The sequence below is a fragment of the Geomonas sp. genome (genome assembly GCF_056994735.1).
Window position 1 is genome coordinate 1 of record NZ_JBXKJL010000456.1, and the last position, 7,773, is coordinate 7,773.

Annotated in this window: 9 protein-coding genes and 1 pseudogene; 8 read left to right on the forward strand and 2 right to left on the reverse strand. The window is 60.8% G+C overall.

The features are described from left to right. The first annotated feature begins 96 nt into the window (after nucleotides 1-96). From AC11W3_RS19505 to AC11W3_RS19540, 8 genes are all read left to right on the forward strand, one after another. Nucleotides 97-552 carry a deoxycytidylate deaminase gene (locus AC11W3_RS19505; protein WP_484088289.1) on the forward strand — a complete coding sequence of 152 codons (456 nt, stop codon included), beginning with the start codon at nucleotides 97-99 and terminating at the stop codon, nucleotides 550-552. Beyond that, a complete protein-coding gene (gene nrdR, locus AC11W3_RS19510; protein ID WP_484088288.1) occupies nucleotides 549-1,001 on the forward strand; it encodes a transcriptional regulator NrdR in 453 nt (150 codons plus the stop codon). Before AC11W3_RS19505 ends, nrdR begins: the two co-directional genes overlap by 4 nt. Before the next feature lie 10 nt (nucleotides 1,002-1,011). Next, complete coding sequence (gene ribD / locus AC11W3_RS19515) at nucleotides 1,012-2,103, forward strand: bifunctional diaminohydroxyphosphoribosylaminopyrimidine deaminase/5-amino-6-(5-phosphoribosylamino)uracil reductase RibD (protein WP_484088287.1); 1,092 nt, start codon at nucleotides 1,012-1,014, stop codon at nucleotides 2,101-2,103. Between the two features lie 161 nt (nucleotides 2,104-2,264). Beyond that, nucleotides 2,265-2,909, forward strand: a complete 645-nt coding sequence (locus AC11W3_RS19520; RefSeq protein WP_484093599.1) for a riboflavin synthase — start codon at nucleotides 2,265-2,267, stop codon at nucleotides 2,907-2,909. Nucleotides 2,910-2,955: 46 nt separating this feature from the next. Beyond that, the gene (locus AC11W3_RS19525; protein WP_484088285.1) at nucleotides 2,956-4,158 is read left to right on the forward strand and encodes a bifunctional 3,4-dihydroxy-2-butanone-4-phosphate synthase/GTP cyclohydrolase II; all 1,203 of its coding nucleotides are present in this window, start codon (nucleotides 2,956-2,958) and stop codon (nucleotides 4,156-4,158) included. 62 nt (nucleotides 4,159-4,220) lie between these two features. Continuing rightward, the gene (ribH, locus tag AC11W3_RS19530; RefSeq protein WP_484088284.1) at nucleotides 4,221-4,688 is read left to right on the forward strand and encodes a 6,7-dimethyl-8-ribityllumazine synthase; all 468 of its coding nucleotides are present in this window, start codon (nucleotides 4,221-4,223) and stop codon (nucleotides 4,686-4,688) included. Next, a complete protein-coding gene (nusB, locus tag AC11W3_RS19535) occupies nucleotides 4,689-5,126 on the forward strand; it encodes a transcription antitermination factor NusB (RefSeq protein WP_484088283.1) in 438 nt (145 codons plus the stop codon). It begins immediately after the preceding gene. Nucleotides 5,127-5,274: 148 nt separating this feature from the next. Next, nucleotides 5,275-6,582, forward strand: coding sequence for a homoserine dehydrogenase (locus AC11W3_RS19540; protein WP_484088282.1), 1,308 nt, complete (start codon nucleotides 5,275-5,277; stop codon nucleotides 6,580-6,582). 446 nt (nucleotides 6,583-7,028) lie between these two features. Here AC11W3_RS19540 and AC11W3_RS19545 read toward each other — a convergent pair whose 3' ends face one another. Further along, complete coding sequence (locus AC11W3_RS19545) at nucleotides 7,029-7,586, reverse strand: hemerythrin domain-containing protein (RefSeq protein WP_484088281.1); 558 nt, start codon at nucleotides 7,584-7,586, stop codon at nucleotides 7,029-7,031. 2 nt (nucleotides 7,587-7,588) lie between these two features. Beyond that, nucleotides 7,589-7,773 (reverse strand): annotated as a pseudogene (locus AC11W3_RS19550) (iron-sulfur cluster-binding oxidoreductase); the annotation flags it as partial.

Consider the following 7,773-nt stretch of genomic DNA (forward strand, 5'->3'; position numbering starts at 1 on the left):
TACTGGCACAGGCGCGGACAGTGAAGGATAAAACTGAATTGACCGGACTGTGGGAATCAGCTATTCTGAGCGAATTTCAGCATAAAGGGGCTTTCTATGCCGCGTCCCACCTGGGATGAGTATTTCATCGAGATCACCCGCCTTGTATCGAAGCGCTCCACCTGTCTCAGACGGCAGGTCGGCGCCGTCATCGTCAAGGACAAGAACATCCTGGCCACCGGCTATAACGGCGCGCCTTCCGGCACCTCGCACTGTCTGGACGTCGGTTGTCTCAGGGAGAAGCTCGGGATACCGTCCGGGGAGCGGCACGAACTCTGTCGCGGCCTCCATGCCGAGCAGAATGCCATCATCCAGGCCGCCAAGCACGGCACCTCCATCGAGGGCGCGACCCTCTACTGTAATACCATGCCCTGCATAATCTGCTCGAAGATGGTGATCAACGCAGGCATCAAGCGGGTCGTTTACCTCTCCGGCTACCCCGACCAACTGGCCGAGGAGATGATCCGGGAATCGGGCCTGCTGGTCGAGAAGTTCGAGGAGGTGAAGTCGTGAAATGTCCCTTCTGCGGCTTCTCCGACAGTAAAGTCGTCGACTCCCGTCCTGACAAGGGGGGCGCGACCATCAGGCGCAGGCGCGAATGCGAGTCGTGCGGCAAGCGCTTCACCACTCATGAGCGGGTCGAGGAAATCCTCCCGCTGGTCACCAAGAGGGACGGCAGGCGCGAGCCCTTCGATCGCATGAAGCTCGTCGCCGGCATCCAGAAGGCCTGCGAAAAGAGGCCGGTCTCTGTGGAGACCATCGAGAGGATGGTGGACCGGCTGGAGACGCGCCTCCAGGAAAGCGGTGAGAAGGAGGTTCCAACCACCACGCTGGGTGAATGGATCATGTCCGAGCTCCACCAGGTCGACCAGGTCGCCTACGTCCGCTTCGCCTCTGTCTACCGTTCCTTCAAGGACATCAGCGAATTCATGGTCGAGCTGCAGGACCTGTTGAAGAAGTAAGCGGAGCACCATGTCGCACACTCACCTGGGACATATGCGGCGGGCGCTGACTCTGGCCCGGCGCGGGTTGGGGAAGACCTCCCCGAACCCCGCGGTTGGCTGCGTCATCGTTCGCAACGGGAAGGTGGTGGGGCAGGGCTGGCACAAGAAGGCCGGCACCCCCCATGCCGAGGTTCACGCTCTAAGGGACGCGGGAGAACTTGCCCGTGGCGCCGATGTCTACGTGACGCTGGAGCCGTGCTCTCATTTCGGCAAGACGCCCCCCTGCGCGCAGGCCCTCATCGCAGCCAAAGTGGCACGGGTCTTCGTGGGGATGGTCGATCCCAATCCCCTGGTCGCCGGCTCCGGAATCGAGATGCTGCGAGCTGCCGGGATCGCGGTCGAGATCGGTCTTTTGGGAGACTCCTGCCGGGAAGTGAACCTCCCCTTCATCAAGTGGATCCAGACCAGGCTCCCCTACCTGGTGCTGAAGAGCGCGCTGACCCTGGACGGCAAGAGCGCCACGGCCGGCGGCGATTCCAAGTGGATCACCAGTGACAAGTCCCGACGCGAAGTCCATCGCCTGCGGGGGAGGATGGACGCCATAATGGTCGGGGTCGGTACCGTCATCAAGGACGATCCGCTCCTGACCTGTCGCGTGCCGGGTGGGAAGGACCCGCTGCGGGTGGTGGTTGATTCCACTCTGCGGATACCGCTGCACGCCGCGCTTTTCACGGTCAAGTCGACGGCGCGAACCGTGATCGCCACCTGCAGCAGCGACCAGGAGAAGATCGACGCCATTAGATCTCGCGGGGCGGAGGTGATGATCTGCAACGAGAGCGAGGGGCGCGTCGACCTCGCGGACATGCTGCGGCGTCTGGGCGAGACGGGGGTGCAGTCCGTCCTGCTGGAAGGCGGAAGCCACCTGGCCGGGGCGGCGCTCCGGGCGGGGCTGATCGACCACTGCATGATCTTCATGGCTCCCAAGATGGTCGGTGGCGCCGGTTTCGGTCTCTTCGCCGGTGAAGGTGTGGCCAATATGGCCGACGCCATCCGCCTCGAGGGGATGACCGTCAAACGGGTAGGGGGCGATCTGCTGGTGGAAGGGACGCCGACGCTGTAGGCAAGTTGTCCGATCCACCCTCATATAACCCTCCCCCTCCCTTGATGGGAGGGCGCTCCTACAATGCTGGCAGCTTCCCCCCCCAGCCCCCTACCGTCTGCAAGGGGAGGGGAGATTCGCACATGATGTCGCATCAAAAGTAAAGGCTCCCAGAGGTTTATATGTTCACTGGTCTCATAGAATCCGTAGGCGAGCTGGTCTCCATCGAGAGAAGGGGCGCGTCGGGAAGCCTCACCGTCAAGACCTCGCTTCCGCTTGAGGAGGTCGCCATCGGCGCGTCCATCGCCGTCAACGGCGCGTGCCTCACGGTGGTTCGGAAAGGCGGGGGCACGGTCACATTCGATGTCTCGCCGGAGACCATCGACCGCACCGGGTTCAAGCATCTGGGCGCAGGCTCTCCGCTCAACCTGGAGCGCGCCATGCGCCTGTCCGACCGCCTGGACGGCCACCTCGTTTCCGGGCACGTCGACTGCGTCGCCACGGTCTGCGAGCGCCGCGAGGTCGCCGGCAACATCGTCTTCTCCTTCAGGTATCCTGCCGAATTCGCGAAGTACATCGCGGCCAAGGGCTCCGTCGCCATCGACGGCATCAGCCTGACCGTGAACTCCGTCGGTCCCGATACTTTCAGCATCAACGTCATACCCCATACGGCGGCGAAGACCACCCTCATGGCCAAACGCGTGGGGGATCAGGTCAACATCGAGACCGATCTCATCTGCAGGTACCTTGAGCGGCTGGTGGGCGCCAGGGAGGCGAAAGAAGGCGGCGTCTCGCTGGAACTGCTTGCAAAAAGCGGCTTTATGTGAGAAGAGATAGAGTCTCATCCGGATCAAGTTTAAGAGAGGTTAAAGAATGTCTGTTGCGAGCATAGAGGAAGCCATAGAGGAGATTAAGGCCGGCAGAATGGTCATCCTCGTGGACGATGAAGACCGGGAAAACGAAGGCGATCTGACCATGGCGGCCCAGTGCGTGACCCCGGAGGCCATCAACTTCATGGCCAAATACGGACGCGGCCTCATCTGCCTTACCATGACCACCGAACGCTGCGACCGGCTCGATCTTCCCCCCATGGTCCAGAGCAACACCTCCTCCTTCGGCACGGCCTTCACCGTGTCGATAGAAGCTAAAAAGGGCGTCACCACCGGGATCTCCGCTGCCGACCGCTCCCATACCATTCTCACCGCGGTAGCCCCCAACGCCGCTGCCGCTGACCTGGCGAGGCCGGGGCACGTTTTCCCGCTGCGCGCCAGAAACGGCGGCGTCCTGGTACGTGCCGGCCAGACTGAAGGATCCGTCGATCTGGCAAGGCTGGCCGGGCTTGAGCCTGCCGGGGTCATCTGCGAGATCATGAATGAAGACGGCACCATGTCGCGGATGCCGGATTTGAAGAAGTTCGCGAAGGAGCACGGCCTGAAGGTCTGCACCATCGCCGATCTCGTCGCCTACCGTATGAAGCACGAATCGCTGGTGCGCAGGTCGGTCGACGTGGCACTCCCCAGCCAGTTCGGAAGCTTCCGCGCCGTCGCCTTCGAGAACGATATCGACAAGCTGGAACACCTGGCGCTGGTGAAAGGGGACATCAAGGGCGACAAGCCCGTCCTGGTCCGTGTTCATTCCGAGTGCCTGACCGGTGACGTCTTCGGCAGCGTCAGGTGCGACTGCGCCGACCAGCTTCACGCCGCCATGGAGCGCATCGAGGCGGAAGGGGCCGGGGTCATCCTCTACATGCGCCAGGAAGGGCGCGGCATCGGCCTCACCAACAAGTTGAAGGCCTACGCGCTGCAGGACCAGGGGCATGACACGGTCGAGGCCAACCTGGCCCTGGGCTTCAAGCCCGACCTCAGGGATTACGGCATCGGCGCCCAGATCCTGGTGAACCTCGGCGCAAAGAAGATCCGTCTCATGACCAACAACCCGAAGAAGCTGGTTGGCCTGCAGGGATACGGGATCGATATCGTCGAGAGGGTGCCCATCGAGATCGCGCCCTCTAAGTCGAACGAGAAATATCTGAGGACCAAGCGCGAGAAGATGGGGCATCTGCTGGAAAACATCTGATTTTCTTCCTCCCTGAAGTGAAGGGCGGATGCTGAAAGTTATCTTAATTACAGAGGAATGTTATGCCAAAGTTTATAGAAGGAAAGCTGAACGCGGAGGGACTCAGGTTCGGGATCGTAGTGGCTCGTTTCAACAGCTTCATCGGGGAGCGGCTCCTTGAGGGCGCACTCGACGCGCTGGTCCGTCACGGCGCCGATGACGCGCAGATCACGGTCGCCAGGGTACCGGGAGCATTCGAGATCCCCATCGCCACCAAGAAGATGGCCGAGACCGGCAGATACGATGCCCTGATCTGCCTGGGCGCCGTAATCCGCGGCTCTACGCCCCATTTCGACTACGTGGCATCCGAAGTCTCCAAGGGCATCGCCCACATCTCGCTCGACACCGGAATCCCGGTCGCCTTCGGGGTTCTGACCACCGATACCATCGAGCAGGCGATCGAGCGTGCCGGGACCAAGGCCGGCAACAAGGGTTTCGACGCGGCTGTGACCGCCATCGAGACCGCGAGCCTGTTCAAGGAGATGAAATAATTGACGACACGCAGAGAAGGGAGAGAGCTTGCCCTGCAGGCGCTCTACTCGAAGGACCTGGTACCGCACGACGCACTGTCGGCTCTCAAGAGGATCATCGAGAGCTTTGGTGAAGGGGATGAGCCGACGCTGGCAGTGAATTCCAAGGCATATGCCTTCGCCTCCGAGCTGGTCAATGGCGTAATGTCGCATCTTTCCGAAATAGATGCCCGCATAGCCGAGAAATCGAAGCACTGGAGCATGGCGCGCATGGCGAGGGTCGACCTCAACATCCTGCGCCTGGCAGTCTTCGAGCTCCTTTACCGGCCGGACATTCCCAAGAACGTCACCATGAACGAGGCCATAGAGGTCGCCAAGAAGTTCGGCGCCGAAGATTCGGCCTCCTTCGTCAACGGCATCCTCGACGAAATCGCCTCCAGCGTTACGGACAAAGAATAAAAACAAAGGCGCTTTACAGGGATCGACAGGATAGACAGGATAAAAGATAACGTCTTTTAGAGTTTCATCCTGAATATCCTGTACATCCCTGTTACCCGCCTTTGCTGTTTTTGGTGTTCGAATCTCTAAATCGGTAAAAAGAGGGATTATGAAAGAGATAAAGATAGGCCTGCTTGGTTTCGGCACCATTGGCGCCGGGGTAGTCAAGGTACTCAGAGAGAACGCCAGCCTGATCGAAGAGAAGACCGGCGCCAAGATCTCACTCAAGGCCATCGGCGACCTTGATATAACCTCCGACCGCGGTGTCAGCACCGAAGGTATCACCCTGACCCGCAACGCCGACGAAATCCTCACCGACCCGGAGATCTCCGTCGTCATAGAGCTGATCGGCGGTTATGAGCCCGCCCGCACCTTCGCCCTCAAGGCCATAGCGCACGGCAAGCATGTGGTCACCGCCAACAAGGCCCTTCTCGCCGTCCACGGCGAGGAGCTTTATGCAGCGGCCAAGGAGAACGGGGTCGAGGTCCTCTTCGAAGCGGCGGTCGGTGGCGGCATCCCGGTTCTCTCGGCCATCAAGGGGAACATGGCGGCGAACCGCTTCTCCACCGTGCTCGGCATCGTCAACGGAACCTGCAACTACATACTCACCCGTATGACCCAGGAAGGTGCCGATTTCGGCGAGGTCCTGAAAAGCGCCCAGCAGCTCGGCTACGCCGAGGCCGATCCGACCTTCGACATCGAAGGGGTCGATACCGCTCACAAGCTCTGCCTGCTCCTGTCGCTCTGCTTCGGGACCAAGATCAACCTGAAGGACATCTACTCCGAGGGGATCACCTCGATCACCTCCGAAGACGTCGACTTCGCCAAATCCTTCGGCTACCGCATCAAGCTCCTGGCGATCGGGAAGCTGGACGGCGGCCAGATCGAGGCCAGGGTCCATGCCACCATGATTCCCTGCGACTACCCGCTGGCCGACGTTCATGGCGTCTTCAACGCCATCAGGCTCACCGGCGACTTCGTGGGCCCGGTGATGTTCTACGGCAGGGGTGCCGGCATGGATGCCACCGCCAGCGCCGTGATAGGGGACGTCGTCGACCTTTGCCGCAACATGGGCGCCGGCATCTCGCGCCGCTGCGCACCCCTTGGCTACCTGGACGAGAACGTGGCGGTCCTGCCGATCAAACCGATCGGAGAGATCGTCAGCAAGTACTACATCCGCTTCCACGCCCTTGACCGTCCCGGCGTACTGGCCAGGATCGCTGGCGCCTTGGGCGCCAGGGGCATCAGCATCGCCTCCATGGTGCAAAGCGCCAAGAGCAGCGACATCGTGCCGATCGTCATCATGACCCACGAGGCCCGTGAGGCGGATGTCCGCCACGCCCTGGCCGAAATCGACGCCTTCGACGTCATCCGCGCCAAGAGCAACTTCATCAGGATCGAGGACAACCTCGAGTAGCCGGGTGAAACCGTGAATGGTGAATGGTGAATGGTGAATGGTGAATGGTGAATGGTGAAGGGTGAAGGGTGAAGGGTGAATAAATAATCCCCTCGCCCTGCGGGAGAGGGTGGCCGAAGGCCGGGTGAGGGAGGTTGCCAGCCTGGACCAGTTTCCATGTGACTGGCGCCCTCGCCTTGACTCTCAAAGCCGGTACAACAAAAAAATGGCGGGGGAATTTTCCCCCCGCCATTTTTACGTCTGTCATTCCAGTCAACGACCTTTTGTTCCGCACAGGTCAACGCCTGGTTCGCGCCCGGGAGGGCGCTCCTACACGTCTGCCTAAGCAGGGTGTTTCCACGTCTGCCTAAGCAGGGCGTTTCCACCTCTGCCTAAGCAGGGCGTTTCCACCTCTGCCTAAGCAGGGCGTTTCCACCTCTGCCTAAGCAGGGCGTTTCCACCTCTGCCTATGCAGCCTTTTTCGCCTCGTACCCCTCCACGATGGACCGGTAGTGCTCCTCCAGCCCCTTGGCGGCTTTCTCCTCGGCGGCGTGATAGCCGTCGACGATCCCTTCGCGTTTCTCATCGGGAATGATCCTTTCCGCCAGCGGATAGAGGATGTCATCCTCCTTGGAGATGTGCTCGCGCAACAACTCGAGGTATCCCCGGGCATTGGTCACGATCGCTTCCTCCTGGCCCGGCTCCCCGTTGATGGCGCGGGTGGCCGCCTCTTCCATGCCTTTGACGAAGGCCCGCCCCATGTCGTGCTCCATCAGCATGGCCGCCACCGGGCTGTTGGCCCTCGGCATGCCGTTGTCGATCAGCGCCTCGAACAGGATATCCTCCTCCTTGGCGTGGTGGAACCGGTCGGCGTAGTTCCTGATGAAGTCGACGCCGTCGAGGTAGAACTGGTAATCCCGGAACGATCCTTCCTCAGTCAGCCGTGCGTTTTCCTCCAGCAGTACCAGCATCCTCAGTATCAGTTGATGTTCGTCCTTGAGCCTCTGGGTTATATCCCGTTTCATGGCTAGTTCCTCCTCTCTCCATTGACACCGATGATCGCCGTCTCCAGCGGAATATCTTTTCCGGACATCGAAAGCGCCTGCCTGACCATCATGTCGAGGCCGCGGCAGCAGGGAACCTCCATGATGGCCACGGTGATGCTCTTTACTTCGTTGCGCTGGAAGATCGCCGCGAGTTTTTCCACGTACG